A 16208-nucleotide genomic window follows, 5' to 3' on the forward strand; every position below is an offset into this window, starting at 1 on the left:
CTGAATTAAATATGTAGGTAACCGTAACCGACACCTGCAAGACAGACAGGTGGATTATTTATGTTTAAATAAAAACAAATAACTAACCAACTTCTATTAATTGCCTTCGTCTACACCCATTATAAGATGAATACTCTTTGGCTAATTCCACCAAAACCGATGCTGCTTTTTTAATACGATAATTTTTCGACCATACCGCGGCATATTGTGCCACAGGTAATGTTTCTTCAACCGGAATAGTAATAAATTGATTAGAACCAAAAGGTGACGTCATATCACAAGGAATTACAGTTAAGAAATCAGCATTGAGAACAAGATTATAAATTGTCACGACTGAGTCGGTTTTAACGATGTTTTCAATACTGATGCCATTTCTTTGTAACGTAGTAAGCAGTTCGCTGTAGTACCCCATATTAGTTTGTGGCAACACCCACTGTTCGTTCTTCAACGACTCCAGCGTGGTGGTGCCGGTGCATGTTCGGGACTTACTGGCTACCAGCACAAACTCGGACTCGAACAGCGGCTCAACATGTAAATCCTGAAGCTTCATTTCTGCACTTAACGTACCAATCGCAAAATCCAGTCGACCGTCGCGGATTGCCGGTAAGAACGAAGACAGTTGCGCTTCATACATAGAAACCTGCGCTTTCGGGAACACCTCTTTGAACTTGTTGATCATCCCTGACATAAAAGTAAAACCAATCAATGAAGGAAAACCAAATGAGACTTCCACCACCGCCTCAGAAGACATACCGCTTATCTCATTAACCATATTTTTCATTTCACGGGTAATGGATTCGGAACGGGAGAGTAACAATTGACCGGCAGGTGTTAATGTTACACCGGTATTTTTCCGCACCACTAATTCCACACCAAAATAATCTTCAATATCGTTAATGATTTTACTGACGGCCGGTTGAGTTAACCCTAATTCTTTTGCAGCCGAGCCGATAGAACCACTTCTAATGACTTCCTGAAAGACTACCAGGTGCTGCGTTTTCGGAAGAAGAATAGTGCTCATAACGACCTACGTTAATTACCTCATTGACGGCATGAAGTGTATCAAAATGAAATGAACAGGATATGTGCGACCACTCACAAATTAACTTTCAATACTTTCCAGAGTATCGTTATTACAATTAAATACCTTTAAATATCAACAAGTTAAAGTATAAAAATCAGCATAAACCCTGATTTTTGTCAAAAAAAATGACGGGGATAACCATATTTTATGGCGATAACATCATTCGTTATGTGGTTAATACAAAAAAGGGGCTGAGACCATATTTCAAGCAATTACCGGATAATTACCAGGCAAAATTTGAGTTAAATTTAATGAGCAAGTTCTCAAATTTTATTATAAATAAACCATTTTCAGTGATAAATAATGCGGCATGTCACATTTTTTCACGCTATTTGTTGGAGAACAAACATTTATTTTATCAATATTTTAAAATTTCGAATACATGTATTGATCATCTCGAACAATTGATTAACGTCAACTTTTTCTCTTCTGACAGGACGTCATTTTGTGAATGCAATCGTTTTCCATAAATTCTTCTCCCCTCATAGGCGACGAATAGCATTTTGTGTTGAGGATCACAAAACGAATAATTGCTGATCGCCGCGATAAGGTCAGACAAAGACAACAAGGGAAATTTTCACAGAGCTTTTGATCGGCGTAGGCCACAGAATGTTGCTTCGTTTACTGTAACGCCGGGTAAATGAGCGTTTTTTGATAGTGCGAAAGAACCCTGCGAGGAAAATAAGCATCTATTATTGTTTGTCATGATGACAAGGCAGGCATCAATGAAAGGCTTCCCAATTGCGCATATTTTTCACCCTTCAATCCCGCCAATGCACGCAGTGGTTAACAATCACAATAGAAATATTGATTATTGGACGGTAAAAAGAAAGTTTGCAGAAATTGTCTCCACCAATGACGTTAATAAAATTTACAGTATAAGTAATGAACTGCGGAGAGTATTATCTGCAATAACTGCATTGAATTTCTATCATGGCGATGTTCCTTCTGTCATGATCCGAATCCAACCGGAAAATATGAGTCCATTCATTATAGATATTTCTACAGGAGAACATGATGATTATATCATACAAACATTAGATGTAGGCACTTTTGCACCTTTTGGTGAACAATGTACTTGCTCAGCCGTCAATAAAAAAGAGCTGGAATGTATTAAGGAGACAATTTCTAAGTATTGTGCAAAATTCACCCGAAAAGAAGCCATCTTAACACCCCTTGTGCACTTTAATAAAACCAGCATTACTTCAGATTGTTGGCAAATTCTCTTTTTTTCACCCGATCATTTTAATAATGATTTTTATTGATTATTTATAAAGGATAAAATAATGTTCCCTGTTTCATCAATTGGTAATGATATTAGTAGTGATTTAGTCCGTCGAAAAATGAATGACCTTCCTGAAAGCCCAACAGGAAATAACCTCGAAGCACTAGCACCAGGTATAGAAAAACTAAAACAGACCTCTATTGAAATGGTCACTTTACTTAACACGTTACAACCTGGTGGAAAATGCATTATCACTGGTGATTTTCAAAAAGAATTAGCGTACTTACAAAATGTAATTCTTTATAATGTCTCGTCTCTTCGTCTGGATTTTTTAGGTTATAACGCCCAAATTATTCAACGATCGGACAATACTTGTGAACTTACCATTAATGAACCGTTAAAAAACCAGGAAATATCCACAGGTAATATCAATATTAATTGCCCATTAAAAGATATTTACAATTAAATCAGGAGGTTAAACGTAATTTTTAGTTGTGGGACTGGAGATATCGTTGATCTATCCTCTCTGGACTTACGTAATGTCGATTTAGATTATTATGATTTCACAGATAAACATATGGCTAATACTATTTTAAATCCTTTTAAATTGAATTCAACAAATTTTACTAATGCCAACATGTTTCAGGTTAATTTTGTTAGTTCAACACAAAACGCCACAATCTCCTGGGATTATTTACTAAAAATAACACCTGTTTTAATAAGCATTAGCGATATGTATTCTGAAGAAAAAATCAAGTTTGTCGAAAGTTGTTTGAATGAGCCTGGAGACATTACCGAAGAACAATTAAAAATTATGAGATTTGCAATTATAAAATCTATACCAAGAGCAACTCTTACAGATAAATTAGAAAATGAATTAACAAAAGAAATATATAAAAGCTCATCGAAAATCAACAATTGCTTGAACAGAATTAAATTACCAGAGATGATAGATTTCTCATCAGAAAAAAATACATGATTATATCGACATAATCATTGAAGATTATGAAAATATCAAAGAAAATGCTTATCTGGTCATTCCCCAAATTAATTATACTATGGATTTAAACATAGAAGACTCTAGCTCAGAAGAGTTACTTTCAGATAATGGTATCGAGAAAGACGATAATTCTTCTGACAATTACTTTGAGGTCGAAAAAATATAACACACATGAAGCATATAACTCAGAGGAACTATATTTTACCAGAGAGGACTATACGTATGATTACGACCTTTTAAATGCAATATAGACTTAATAACTTCTTACAAAGTCTATTATTAATACCGTAAATATTCATGCTTCTTACCCTGTGCACCAAAAGCAAAAACTTATCGATGCGGGTTTGAAACTGATGGCAACCGCAAAAATGCCTGATGCGCTACGCTTATCAGGCCTACGCCATCTCTGCAATATATTGAATTTGCGTGCTTTTGTAGGCAGGATAAGGCGTTCACGCCGCATCCGGCATGAATAAAGCGCACTCAACAATCTGAAACCCGCCGGAACGGTTTATTACGTACATCAGGTGAAACTGACCGATAAGCCGCTTTCTTTTGGGTATAGCGTCGTGGACAGTCATTCATCTTTCTGCCCCTCCCAAAGCAAAAACCCGCCGGTTTACGCTGGCGGGTTTTCGTTAAATCAGGTGAAACTGACCGATAAGCCGCTTTCTTTTGGGTATAGTGTCGTGGACAGTCATTCATCTTTCTGCCCCTCCAAAAGCAAAAACCCGCCGAAGCGGGTTTTTACGTAAATCAGGTGAAACTGACCGATAAGCCGGGTTCTGTCGTGGACAGTCATTCATCTAGGCCAGCAATCGCTCACTGGCTCAAGCAGCCTACCCGGGTTCAGTACGGGCCGTACCTTATGAACCCCTATTTGGCCTTGCTCCGGGTGGAGTTTACCGTGCCACGGACTGTTACCAGCCGCGCGGTGCGCTCTTACCGCACCCTTTCACCCTTACCTGATCCCGCTTGCGCGGGCCATCGGCGGTTTGCTCTCTGTTGCACTGGTCGTGGGTTTCCCCCCCAGGCGTTACCTGGCACCCTGCCCTATGGAGCCCGGACTTTCCTCCCCTCCGCCCGTCTCCCCCGAAGAGGACGACGACGAAGCGGCGACTGTCTGGTCAGCTTCGGCGCGCAGTATAGAGGGTTTGCGCGCCCTTGTCACCCCGCGTTGCGCATTCCAATCGCCAGTGTCGCGGCGATATTACGTGAAGCACGGCAGATATTGTCATAAGCCCCGCGGAATGCTTCGTCCAACGTACCTATGCTGGTCAATACGCTGAAGACCGCATCAATGCCATGCTGATGTACAACGCCAACATCATCGGTCAGGCTACCCGCAATGCCAATCACCGGTTTATGGTACTTCTTCGCCACGTTTGCGACACCAATCGGTACCTTCCCGTGAATACTCTGGCTGTCAATACGCCCTTCACCGGTGATCACCAGCGTACAATCGTGAATATGTTCCTCCAGATTCAGCGCCGTAGTGACGATTTCAATACCACTTTTCAGTTCCGCACCAAGAAACGCCATTAGCGCCGCGCCCATACCACCCGCAGCTCCTGCACCGGGGACATCTTTCACATCAACATGCAGCGCTTTTTTAATGACCTCGGCATAGTGAGAGAGGTTATTGTCCAGCTCAACAATCATCGCTTCACTGGCTCCCTTTTGTGGGCCAAAGATGCGCGATGCGCCGTTATCGCCCACCAGCGGATTGGTGACATCACAAGCGACGCGAATGACGCAATCTTTTAAGCGCGGATCGAGGCCGGAAATATCAATATCATTCAGAGTATTAAGACTACCGCCGCCAAAACCAATTTCATTGCCGTTGGCGTCGCATAATTTCGCCCCCAGCGCCTGTACCATGCCTGCGCCGCCATCATTTGTAGCGCTGCCGCCAATGCCGATAATAATGTTTGTCGCACCGCTCTCCAGCGCCTGCAGGATTAACTCGCCTGTGCCGCGTGAAGTGGTCACGAGTGGATCGCGTTTTTCCGCAGGTACCAGCTCCAGCCCACTGGCCGCCGCCATTTCAATAAACGCGGTTTTGCCATCGCCGGAGATCCCCCAACTGGCATTCACTTTCTCGCCCAGCGGCCCTGTAACCCAGGCGTGACGTTCAGCCCCCTGGGTGGCTGCAATCATCGCTTCCACCGTTCCTTCGCCACCGTCGGCAACCGGAACAGAAACGTACTGTGCATCAGGAAAAATTTCCCGAAATCCTTTTTCTATCGCCTGCGCAACCTCGCTGGCAGATAAACTTTCTTTATAAGAGTCTGGGGCGATTACGATTTTCATACCTATGCCTGTTACCACATGACGCCGGAGGGCGTTTCTCTTATTCGGCCTGGATTCCAGGCCCGGATTGCAATACGCCATCCGGGCACGACGTCATTAACGAGTAACTTCGACTTTCGCCAGTTTTTCGTAGTAGCACGCCAGGGCGCTATGATCCGCCGTTCCTAAACCATCTGCTCGCAGTGCCTGCATCATCTCTATAACCGCAGCTGTGAGCGGCAGTTGTGCGCCGACGCCGTGAGAAGTATCCAGCGCATTCGCCAGATCCTTAATATGCAGATCAATACGGAAGCCCGGCTTGAAGTTGCGGTCCATCACCATCGGCGCTTTGGCATCCAGCACGGTACTGCCCGCCAGTCCACCGCGAATTGCCTGATAAACCAGGTCCGGGTTAACGCCCGCTTTAGTTGCCAGCGTTAACGCTTCTGACATCGCGGCAATATTCAGCGCCACAATGACCTGATTTGCCAGTTTGGTGACGTTACCTGCACCGATTTCCCCGGTATGCACCACGGAACCCGCCATCGCTTTCATCAAATCATAGTATTTGTCGAAAATAGCCTTGTCGCCGCCCACCATCACTGACAGCGTACCGTCGATGGCTTTCGGTTCACCGCCGCTCACCGGAGCATCCAGCATATCAATGCCTTTCGCTTTCAGCGCTTCGCTGATTTCACGGCTTGCCAGCGGTGCGATAGAACTCATATCGATCAATACCGTACCTGGCTTCGCGCCTTCAATAATGCCATTCTCACCCAGCGCCACCTCTTTCACATGAGGGGAGTTTGGCAGCATGGTTATGATGACGTCGCACTGTTCAGCGATCGCTTTAGCCGTAGACGCTGTTTCTGCACCTGCAGCAATCACGTCAGCAATAGCTTCTGGGTTACGGTCAGCAACCACCAGCGAGTAACCTGCTTTCAGAAGGTTTTTACTCATTGGTTTACCCATAATCCCCAGGCCAATAAAACCAACTTTCATAGTCATATCAATCATCTCTCTTGTTGCGGTGGTGGTTATTTTTTAAAGGTATCAGCCAGTTTCTGAGTGGCAGAGCGGAAGACGCCGAGATCGCTGCCGACAGCCACAAACGTCGCGCCCCATTCCAGATAACGACGCGCATCGGCTTCGACCGGCGCGAGGATACCGCTGGGTTTGCCGTGCGCGCTGGCACGGTTAAAAATGTGCTGAATTGCTTTTTGTACATCCGGGTGTGATGCATTGCCGAGATGGCCTAATGCCGCGGCCAGATCGCTGGGGCCGACGAAGATGCCGTCTACGCCTTCGGTAGCGGCAATGGCATCGACGTTATCTACGCCCTGCTGACTTTCTATCTGGACCAGAATAGTGATGTTCTTGTTCGACTGAGCGAAATAATCCGCCACGGTGCCAAACATATTGGCGCGGTGAGAAACGGAGACGCCGCGAATGCCTTCCGGTGGGTAACGGGTTGATGCCACCGCCAGCTCTGCTTCCTCTTTTGTTTCTACAAAAGGAATCAGGAAGTTATAGAAACCGATATCCAGAAGACGCTTAATAATTACCGGCTCGTTGGTCGGCACTCGCACTACTGGCGCGCTGGCGCTGCCTTTCAAGGCCATTAACTGCGGAATAAACGTGGAGATATCGTTTGGCGCATGTTCGCCATCCAGCACCAGCCAGTCAAACCCAGCCAAACCAAGAACTTCAGTGCTAATCGGGTTAGAGAGTGCTGACCAGCAACCAATTTGTACCTGTTTCGCAGCCAGTGCGGCTTTGAATTTATTCGGGAAAACATCGTTATTCATCGCTTATACCTTTGCTTATTTCTGCAATTCCATACGTTTAATGTCGCCAACTACGAAGAGGTAGCAGACCATCGCCATCAGCGCTGAACATCCCACGAAAACCAGTGCTGCATTGAAGGAGTGCAGTTCACTTACCAGGTAGCCAATCACCAGTGGAGTGACAATGGAGGCAACATTGCCAAAGACGTTAAAGACGCCGCCGCAGAGGCCAACAATCTCTTTCGGCGCGGTGTCAGAAATCACCGGCCAGCCCAGCGCACCAAATCCTTTGCCAAAGAAAGCCAGCGCCATCAGCATGACCACCAGCGTGGTGTTGTTGGTGTAGTTACATAAGATGATGGTGGAAGCCAGCAACATTCCCAGCACAATCGGTAGCTTACGTGCCAGGGTCAGGGATAAACCGCGTTTGATCAGATAATCCGAGAAGACACCTCCCAGCACGCCGCCCGCAAAACCACACAGTGCTGGAATCGAGGCGACCAGACCCACTTTCAGAATCGACATGCCTTTTTCCTGCACCAGATAAATCGGGAACCAGGTGAGGAAGAACCAGGTGATGGTGTTGATAAAATATTGTCCGAAAAATACGCCCAGCATCATGCGGTTAGAGAGCAATTGCTTGATGTAATGCAGTTTGGGTCCGCTTGCTGCCGCACTGCCCGGCTTTTTGTGGTCCATATCGACCACCGCGCCATTTTCAGAGATAAACTTCAGCTCTTCCGCAGACATACGTGGGTGATCTGTCGGGTTATGAATCAACTTGATCCACAGCGCCGTCAGCACAAAACCAATCACCCCCATAACGGTAAAGACGTGCTCCCAGCCCCAGGCGAAAGTCAGCCAGCCAAGCAGCGGCGAAAAGAGCGCCAGCGAGAAATATTGCGCCGAGTTAAAGATGGCGGAGGCAGTACCACGTTCTTTCGTCGGGAACCAGGCGGCGACAATTCGGGCGTTCGCCGGGAATGATGGCGCTTCCGAGAAGCCGAGCATAAAGCGCATAAAGAACATGGAGATCCCTGCCCAGGCCAGCGGGAACATATCAACAAAGCCTTGCAGGAAGGTGAATAGCGACCAGAAAAAGAGGCTGTAGGTGTAAACTTTTTTCGAGCCAAACTTATCAAGCAGCCAGCCGCCGGGGATTTGCATCAGCAAGTAGGCCCAGCCAAAAGCGGAGAAGATGTAACCCATCGAAACCGCACTTAACTGCAACTCTTTTGCCACTTCGGTACCAGCAATAGACAGCGTTGCACGCTCGGCGTAGTTAACGGCGGTAACAATAAAAATAATCAGTAATATTAAATAGCGGGTATGCACGCCTTTCTTTTTTTCGTCAACGGTGTCCAGAATCATTTTATTTACCTCGGGTACTTATGCTGATTTTTATTATTATGGGGAAGGTGTTATTTATGAGTTTCATTTATGCCGTAACGACAATGAACTCGGGAATTAGTATAAGCAGCGCGAGAATAATAATCATTGTGCAAATGCTAATTTAATTAATACTATTTAAATATTATTTTGAGCATATGCACATAAGGTTGCGCGCTAAAGCACAGATTTGCGCTTTACCTTACCGGGCGGCACTGCAATCCCTGAAATGATTGACATTGATCACATTTCTGCGTTTAAACTCCTGACATTCTTATTTCACCCAATGAAGTCATTTATTTTTAAATGAGACCAGGTCCTCATTTTAATAACCCCTGGCTGGAGAATATTGCACAATGGCCAACATCGAAATCAGACAAGAAACGCCAACTGCGTTTTATATAAAAGTTCACGACACAGATAATGTGGCAATTATTGTTAATGATAATGGCCTGAAAGCAGGAACGCGTTTTCCGGATGGGCTGGAATTAATTGAACATATTCCCCAGGGGCATAAAGTCGCATTGCTGGACATTCCGGCTAATGGTGAAATTATTCGTTATGGCGAAGTGATTGGTTACGCCGTGCGTGCAATCCCACGCGGAAGCTGGATCGACGAATCAATGGTTGTACTACCGGAAGCGCCGCCGTTACACACGCTGCCACTGGCAACCAAAGTCCCGGAACCCTTACCGCCGCTGGAAGGATACACCTTTGAGGGCTATCGCAATGCCGATGGCAGCGTGGGCACCAAAAACCTGCTCGGTATCACCACCAGCGTCCACTGTGTGGCAGGCGTGGTGGACTATGTAGTAAAAATCATTGAACGCGATCTGCTACCGAAATACCCGAACGTCGATGGCGTGGTGGGGCTGAATCATTTGTACGGTTGTGGCGTGGCGATTAACGCACCGGCGGCAGTTGTACCTATCCGTACCATTCACAATATTTCGCTGAATCCTAACTTTGGCGGCGAAGTAATGGTGATTGGCCTGGGTTGTGAAAAGTTGCAGCCTGAGCGCCTGCTGACTGGAACGGATGATGTGCAAGCTATTCCAGTAGAAAGCGCCAGCATTGTCAGTTTGCAGGATGAAAAGCATGTCGGTTTTCAGTCCATGGTCGAGGATATTTTGCAGATCGCCGAACGCCATCTACAAAAACTGAATCAACGGCAGCGAGAAACCTGCCCGGCTTCAGAACTGGTCGTTGGTATGCAGTGCGGTGGCAGCGATGCGTTTTCTGGTGTAACGGCAAACCCGGCGGTTGGCTATGCGTCTGATCTACTGGTGCGCTGCGGCGCAACGGTGATGTTTTCAGAAGTAACGGAAGTGCGTGACGCGATCCATCTGCTGACACCACGCGCAGTGAACGAAGAGGTCGGCAAACGGCTGCTGGAGGAGATGGAGTGGTACGATAACTATCTCAATATGGGAAAAACCGACCGCAGCGCCAACCCTTCGCCGGGCAACAAGAAAGGCGGTCTGGCAAACGTGGTAGAGAAGGCACTCGGCTCCATTGCTAAATCGGGTAAAAGCGCAATTGTTGAAGTGCTGTCGCCCGGTCAACGCCCGACTAAACGCGGATTAATTTACGCCGCGACGCCAGCCAGCGATTTTGTCTGTGGCACGCAACAGGTGGCTTCGGGTATCACAGTGCAAGTGTTTACGACCGGTCGTGGTACGCCGTACGGCCTGATGGCGGTACCCGTCATTAAAATGGCAACCCGCACCGAGCTGGCGAACCGCTGGTTTGATTTAATGGATATTAATGCGGGCACCATCGCTACCGGCGAAGAAACTATTGAAGAGGTGGGCTGGAAGTTGTTCCACTTTATTCTCGACGTCGCCAGCGGGAAGAAGAAAACCTTCTCGGATCAATGGGGGCTGCATAACCAGCTGGCGGTGTTTAACCCGGCACCGGTGACCTGATTTCTTTTGGAACGTCCCTCGCAAAACATGGCCTTAGTGCCATGTTTTTATTGTTTAAAGCCCCCACGTCCATTAATAATGCATTTGCATTACCTTAGTTCAAGCTTATAATTTGAGCAGAAAACAGGCTGTAAAAGGACAGTGAATCATGCCCGCTAATGCTCGCTCTCACGCTGTACTGACCACTGAATCAAAGGTCACGATACGCGGACAAACAACTATCCCCGCGCCAGTGCGTGAGGCCTTAAAACTGAAGCCAGGCCAGGACAGCATTCATTACGAAATTCTGCCTGGTGGGCAAGTCTTTATGTGCCGACTGGGAGATGAACAGGAGGATCATACTATGAATGCATTTTTGCGTTTTCTGGATGCAGATATCCAGAACAACCCGCAAAAAACTCGTCCATTCAACATTCAACAAGGAAAGAAACTTGTCGCTGGCATGGACGTCAACATTGATGATGAGATTGGCGACGACGAATAATGGATTTTCCACAAAGGGTTAATGGTTGGGCGCTATATGCTCATCCCTGTTTTCAGGAAACCTACGATGCTTTAGTTGCCGAAGTCGAGGCATTAAAGGGAAAAGATCCTGAAAATTATCAGAGAAAAGCTGCCACAAAGTTATTGGCGGTGGTCCATAAAGTGATTGAGGAGCATATCACGGTCAATCCATCATCACCGGCATTCCGTCATGGCAAGTCGTTAGGCTCTGGGAAAAATAAAGACTGGTCACGGGTAAAATTTGGTGCTGGTCGCTATCGTCTCTTCTTTCGTTACAGTGAAAAAGAGAAAGTCATCATTCTGGGATGGATGAACGATGAAAACACGCTGCGCACCTACGGTAAAAAAACAGATGCCTATACCGTATTCAGTAAAATGTTAAAAAGAGGACATCCTCCTGCCGACTGGGAAAGCCTCACCCAAGAGACAGAAGAAAACCATTGATGGTGTTCACAATGCCCGCCGAACGTATTCGTGTTGACCAGCGGGCACCCTTTCTCACTCCCCGACCAGAATCACTTCAACCCCAGCCTTTCGCAGTCCTTCCAGACTATCCGCAGGAATGCCTTCATCAACAATGATCATGTCGATACGTTGAGTATCAATGATCTTATGTAAACTGGAACGATTGAACTTACTGGAATCGGTGACTACGATGATCCGTTCCGCAACTTCGCACATCCGGCGGTTTAAACGGGCTTCATCTTCATTATGCGTGCTGACGCCGCGCTCCAGATCGATCGCATCTACACCAAGAAACAGCATATCGAAGTGGTAATTTTGCAGCGATTGTTCAGCCTGATCGCCGTAAAAAGATTGCGACTGACGGCGCAAATGCCCGCCGGTCATCAGCAGCTCAACGCCTTCCGCTTCCAGCAAAGCATTAGCCACGTTCATACCGTTGGTCATCGCAATTACGTCAGTGTGCTTGCGCATCAGACGAGCAATCTCAAAAGTGGTGGTCCCGGAATCGAGGATCACCCGATGACCTGGCTGAATCAACTCAACGGCAGCTTTCGCAACGCTGCGTTTCATCGCGGTGTTCAGTGCGCTTTTATCTTCCACTGATGGCTCGACTGACGGCGTCGTGCTATCGCAGATCAACGCGCCACCATAGGCACGCACAGCGATCCCCTGCTTTTCCAGAAACGCCAGATCGTTGCGGATCGTCACGGTAGATACGCCATACAATGCCGACAGATCGTTAACCTGCACACTCCCTTGCTGTCGCAGACGCTGAATGATCTGTTCTCGTCGCTCGCTGGTGCCTGTCACTCGCTTCTCACCTGAAGCGTCGGTATTACTCATAGTAAGTCCTTTCGTAAAACTTTCGTTTCATTTCGTTTTGCCTATTAACGCCTTTCTATTAAGCAAATGCAAGCCCACCTTGCCCATTGACGCAAGCTACTCTCGTTTCAGTAACTTTCATTATGTTTCTTTTGTGAATCAGATCAGAAAACTATTGTCTTTCGTTTTATTTTTATCTCACCATGACGCAGTATCAACTGAAACAAAACGAAAGATTAATATCGCAGTAATCTGAACTGGAGAGGAAAGTGAAACATCTAACAGAAATGGTGAGACAGCACAAAGCGGGCAAAACAAATGCAATTTATGCCGTTTGTTCCGCACATCCGCTGGTGCTGGAAGCTGCAATCCGCTACGCCAGTGCAAACCAAACGCCGTTACTGATTGAAGCAACCTCCAATCAGGTAGACCAGTTCGGCGGTTATACCGGAATGACGCCCGCCGATTTTCGCGGCTTTGTTTGTCAGCTCGCCGACTCGTTGAATTTCCCGCAGGATGCGTTGATTCTGGGTGGTGACCATCTGGGGCCAAACCGCTGGCAAAACCTGCCAGCCGCTCAGGCAATGGCCAATGCCGATGATTTGATTAAAAGCTACGTTGCGGCAGGATTCAAAAAAATCCACCTTGATTGCAGCATGTCCTGTCAGGACGATCCAATTCCCTTAACTGATGACATCGTGGCTGAACGCGCCGCCCGTCTGGCGAAAGTGGCGGAAGAAACCTGTCTTGAACACTTTGGCGAAGCCGATCTGGAGTATGTCATTGGTACCGAAGTGCCGGTACCTGGCGGCGCGCATGAAACCTTAAGCGAGCTGGCGGTCACCACGCCGGATGCCGCCCGCGCCACGCTGGAAGCCCATCGTCACGCCTTTGAAAAGCAAGGTTTGAATGCCATCTGGCCACGCATCATTGCCCTGGTGGTTCAACCCGGCGTCGAATTCGATCACACCAACGTTATTGATTATCAGCCCGCTAAAGCGAGCGCCTTAAGCCAGATGGTCGAAAACTACGAAACGCTGATTTTCGAAGCGCACTCTACCGATTATCAAACGCCGCAATCGCTGCGCCAGCTGGTGATTGACCACTTTGCCATTCTGAAAGTTGGCCCAGCGCTGACCTTCGCCCTGCGTGAAGCTCTGTTCTCTCTGGCGGCGATTGAAGAAGAACTGGTGCCAGCGAAAGTCTGTTCTGGTCTGCGTCAGGTGCTGGAAGACGTGATGCTCGACCGCCCGGAATACTGGCAAAGCCACTACCACGGTGACGGCAACGCGCGTCGTCTGGCGCGTGGTTATAGCTACTCGGATCGCGTGCGCTATTACTGGCCGGACAGCCAGATTGATGACGCTTTCGCTCATCTGGTACGTAATCTGGCGGATTCACCAATTCCGCTGCCGCTGATCAGCCAGTATCTGCCGCTGCAGTACGTGAAAGTTCGCTCCGGCGAGCTGCAGCCAACGCCACGGGAACTCATTATCAACCATATTCAGGACATCCTGGCGCAGTACCACACAGCCTGTGAAGGCCAATAAGCAAAACAAAGAGGAACACGCTATGCCAAATATTGTTTTAAGCCGGATTGATGAACGCTTGATTCACGGTCAGGTCGGCGTTCAATGGGTCGGATTTGCGGGGGCAAATCTGGTGCTGGTAGCCAACGATGAGGTTGCCGAAGATCCGGTACAACAAAACCTGATGGAAATGGTACTGGCAGAAGGGATCGCCGTACGTTTCTGGACGCTGCAAAAAGTTATCGACAACATTCATCGCGCCGCCGATCGACAGAAAATCCTGCTGGTTTGTAAAACACCCGCCGATTTCCTGACGCTGGTGAAAGGTGGCGTTCCGGTGAATCGCATTAACGTTGGCAATATGCACTACGCCAATGGCAAACAACAAATCGCCAAAACGGTTTCTGTGGATGCGGGCGATATCGCAGCATTTAACGACCTGAAAGCCGCTGGGGTGGAATGCTTCGTTCAGGGCGTCCCGACAGAGCCTGCTGTGGACCTCTTTAAATTACTTTGAGGGATTCATCATGGAAATCAGCCTGTTGCAGGCATTTGCGTTGGGCATTATCGCCTTTATCGCTGGCCTGGATATGTTTAACGGCCTAACACATATGCACCGCCCGGTGGTCCTCGGCCCGTTGGTCGGGCTGGTACTTGGCGATCTGCATACCGGAATTTTAACCGGCGGTACGCTGGAACTGGTGTGGATGGGGCTGGCCCCGCTGGCGGGCGCACAGCCGCCTAACGTGATTATCGGTACTATCGTCGGCACGGCGTTTGCCATTACTACTGGCGTGAAACCCGATGTCGCAGTCGGTGTCGCCGTACCTTTCGCTGTCGCAGTACAGATGGGGATTACCTTCCTGTTCTCGGTGATGTCCGGCGTGATGTCTCGCTGCGACCGGATGGCGGAGAACGCCGATACTCGCGGCATTGAACGCGTGAACTATCTGGCACTGCTGGCACTCGGCACTTTCTATTTTCTCTGCGCTTTCCTGCCTATCTACTTCGGCGCGGAACATGCAAAAACCATCATTGATGTCCTGCCGCAACGATTAATCGACGGCCTCGGCGTCGCGGGCGGCATCATGCCAGCAATCGGTTTTGCCGTGCTGCTGAAAATCATGATGAAAAACGTCTACATCCCCTACTTCATCCTGGGCTTTGTTGCCGCAGCCTGGCTCAAGTTACCGGTGCTGGCTATTGCTGCCGCTGCGCTGGCGATGGCGCTGATCGACCTGCTGCGTAAATCTCCTGAACCGACTCAACCTGCGGCACAGAAAGAGGAATTTGAAGATGGCATCTAATCAAACCACCCTGCCGAACGTCAGTGAAAACGAAGAAACATTGCTGACTGGCGTCAATGAAAACGTGTATGAAGATCAGAGCATTGGCGCGGAGCTGACGAAAAAAGATATCAACCGCGTCGCCTGGCGTTCCATGCTGTTACAAGCGTCTTTTAACTACGAACGTATGCAGGCTTCTGGCTGGTTGTACGGTCTGCTGCCTGCTCTGAAAAAGATCCACACTAATAAACGCGACCTGGCGCGCGCCATGAAGGGGCATATGGGTTTCTTCAATACCCATCCGTTTCTGGTGACATTTGTTATCGGCATTATCCTTGCGATGGAGCGTTCTAAGCAGGACGTTAACAGTATTCAGAGCACCAAAATTGCCGTCGGTGCGCCGCTCGGCGGGATTGGCGATGCAATGTTCTGGCTAACGCTACTGCCGATTTGTGGCGGGATTGGAGCCAGTCTGGCATTGCAAGGCTCCATTCTTGGCGCAGTCGTCTTTATTGTGCTGTTCAACGTGGTACACCTGGGGCTGCGTTTTGGTCTGCGCATTATGCTTACCGCATGGGCGTGGCGGCGATTCCACTGATTAAAGCGAATACCAAAAAAGTCGGCCATGCTGCGTCTATCGTTGGGATGACGGTAATCGGTGCGCTGGTGGCAACCTATGTTCGTTTAAGCACCACGCTGGAAATCACGGCGGGCGACGCAGTGGTTAAGTTACAGGCTGATGTTATCGACAAACTGATGCCGGCCTTCTTACCGTTGGTCTACACCCTGACCATGTTTTGGTTGGTACGCCGCGGCTGGAGTCCGCTGCGTCTGATTGCAGTTACCGTGGTTCTCGGCATCGTCGGTAAATTCTGCCATTTCCTTTAAATACAATGA

The 16208-nt window shown here is 48.0% G+C and carries 14 protein-coding genes, 1 other RNA gene and 2 pseudogenes; 10 read left to right on the forward strand and 7 right to left on the reverse strand.

The genetic code is table 11. The features are described 5' to 3' along the window. Positions 1–82: 82 nt before the first annotated feature. Positions 83–1021, reverse strand: a complete 939-nt coding sequence (gene tdcA, locus RTW80_RS00365; protein WP_000104211.1) for a transcriptional regulator TdcA — start codon at positions 1019–1021, stop codon at positions 83–85. 314 nt (positions 1022–1335) lie between these two features. Here tdcA and tdcR point away from each other — a divergent pair, with 314 nt between their 5' ends. From tdcR to RTW80_RS00380, 3 genes and pseudogenes are all read left to right on the forward strand, one after another. Further along, entirely contained in the window at positions 1336–1554 is a 219-nt protein-coding gene (gene tdcR / locus RTW80_RS00370; RefSeq protein WP_001301311.1) for a transcriptional activator TdcR, read from the forward strand. Positions 1555–1809: 255 nt separating this feature from the next. Beyond that, complete coding sequence (gene yhaB, locus RTW80_RS00375; RefSeq protein ID WP_000675733.1) at positions 1810–2349, forward strand: protein YhaB; 540 nt, start codon at positions 1810–1812, stop codon at positions 2347–2349. Between the two features lie 21 nt (positions 2350–2370). Further along, a pseudogene (locus RTW80_RS00380) lies at positions 2371–3560 on the forward strand (YhaC family protein). A gap of 507 nt (positions 3561–4067) precedes the next feature. On the opposite strand, the gene rnpB reads toward RTW80_RS00380, so the two are convergent. From rnpB to garP, 5 genes are all read right to left on the reverse strand, one after another. Beyond that, positions 4068–4444, reverse strand: an RNA gene (gene rnpB, locus RTW80_RS00385) — RNase P RNA component class A. A 32-nt stretch (positions 4445–4476) separates the two neighbouring features. After that, complete coding sequence (gene garK, locus RTW80_RS00390; protein WP_001300387.1) at positions 4477–5622, reverse strand: glycerate 2-kinase; 1146 nt, start codon at positions 5620–5622, stop codon at positions 4477–4479. 96 nt (positions 5623–5718) lie between these two features. Further along, entirely contained in the window at positions 5719–6609 is an 891-nt protein-coding gene (gene garR, locus RTW80_RS00395; RefSeq protein ID WP_209150147.1) for a 2-hydroxy-3-oxopropionate reductase, read from the reverse strand. Positions 6610–6638: 29 nt separating this feature from the next. Beyond that, positions 6639–7409: a 2-dehydro-3-deoxyglucarate aldolase gene (gene garL, locus RTW80_RS00400; RefSeq protein ID WP_001058209.1), complete on the reverse strand. Its 771-nt coding sequence runs from the start codon at positions 7407–7409 to the stop codon at positions 6639–6641. Between the two features lie 15 nt (positions 7410–7424). Then, complete coding sequence (gene garP, locus RTW80_RS00405; RefSeq protein WP_124063959.1) at positions 7425–8759, reverse strand: galactarate/glucarate/glycerate transporter GarP; 1335 nt, start codon at positions 8757–8759, stop codon at positions 7425–7427. Between the two features lie 374 nt (positions 8760–9133). On the opposite strand from garP, the gene garD reads away from it, so the two are divergent. From garD to yhaV, 3 genes are all read left to right on the forward strand, one after another. Then, the gene (gene garD, locus RTW80_RS00410) at positions 9134–10705 is read left to right on the forward strand and encodes a galactarate dehydratase (RefSeq protein WP_001273753.1); all 1572 of its coding nucleotides are present in this window, start codon (positions 9134–9136) and stop codon (positions 10703–10705) included. 148 nt (positions 10706–10853) lie between these two features. Continuing rightward, positions 10854–11189 (forward strand): type II toxin-antitoxin system antitoxin PrlF, encoded by a 336-nt coding sequence (prlF, locus tag RTW80_RS00415; protein WP_001307405.1) that lies wholly within the window; start codon positions 10854–10856, stop codon positions 11187–11189. Then, positions 11189–11653 (forward strand): type II toxin-antitoxin system ribonuclease toxin YhaV, encoded by a 465-nt coding sequence (gene yhaV, locus RTW80_RS00420; protein ID WP_000347251.1) that lies wholly within the window; start codon positions 11189–11191, stop codon positions 11651–11653. The genes prlF and yhaV overlap by 1 nt, the downstream gene beginning before the upstream one ends. 54 nt (positions 11654–11707) lie before the next feature. On the opposite strand, the gene agaR is transcribed toward yhaV, so the two are convergent. Then, on the reverse strand, positions 11708–12517 hold the full coding sequence (gene agaR / locus RTW80_RS00425) for an aga operon transcriptional regulator AgaR (protein WP_000072187.1): 810 nt from the start codon (positions 12515–12517) through the stop codon (positions 11708–11710). A gap of 248 nt (positions 12518–12765) precedes the next feature. Here agaR and kbaZ point away from each other — a divergent pair, with 248 nt between their 5' ends. From kbaZ to agaE, 4 genes and pseudogenes are all read left to right on the forward strand, one after another. Continuing rightward, positions 12766–14046, forward strand: coding sequence for a tagatose-bisphosphate aldolase subunit KbaZ (kbaZ, locus tag RTW80_RS00430; RefSeq protein ID WP_000681905.1), 1281 nt, complete (start codon positions 12766–12768; stop codon positions 14044–14046). A gap of 22 nt (positions 14047–14068) precedes the next feature. Further along, a complete protein-coding gene (agaV, locus tag RTW80_RS00435) occupies positions 14069–14542 on the forward strand; it encodes a PTS N-acetylgalactosamine transporter subunit IIB (protein ID WP_001295547.1) in 474 nt (157 codons plus the stop codon). A 10-nt stretch (positions 14543–14552) separates the two neighbouring features. Continuing rightward, complete coding sequence (gene agaW / locus RTW80_RS00440) at positions 14553–15332, forward strand: PTS N-acetylgalactosamine transporter subunit IIC (RefSeq protein ID WP_000406214.1); 780 nt, start codon at positions 14553–14555, stop codon at positions 15330–15332. Then, a pseudogene (gene agaE / locus RTW80_RS00445) lies at positions 15322–16199 on the forward strand (PTS N-acetylgalactosamine transporter subunit IID). The gene agaW and the pseudogene agaE overlap by 11 nt, the downstream one beginning before the upstream one ends. Positions 16200–16208: the final 9 nt, after the last annotated feature.

This window comes from Escherichia sp. AM3, from assembly GCF_032029835.1.
In the GTDB taxonomy this organism is placed as follows: Bacteria; Pseudomonadota; Gammaproteobacteria; order Enterobacterales; family Enterobacteriaceae; genus Escherichia; species Escherichia coli.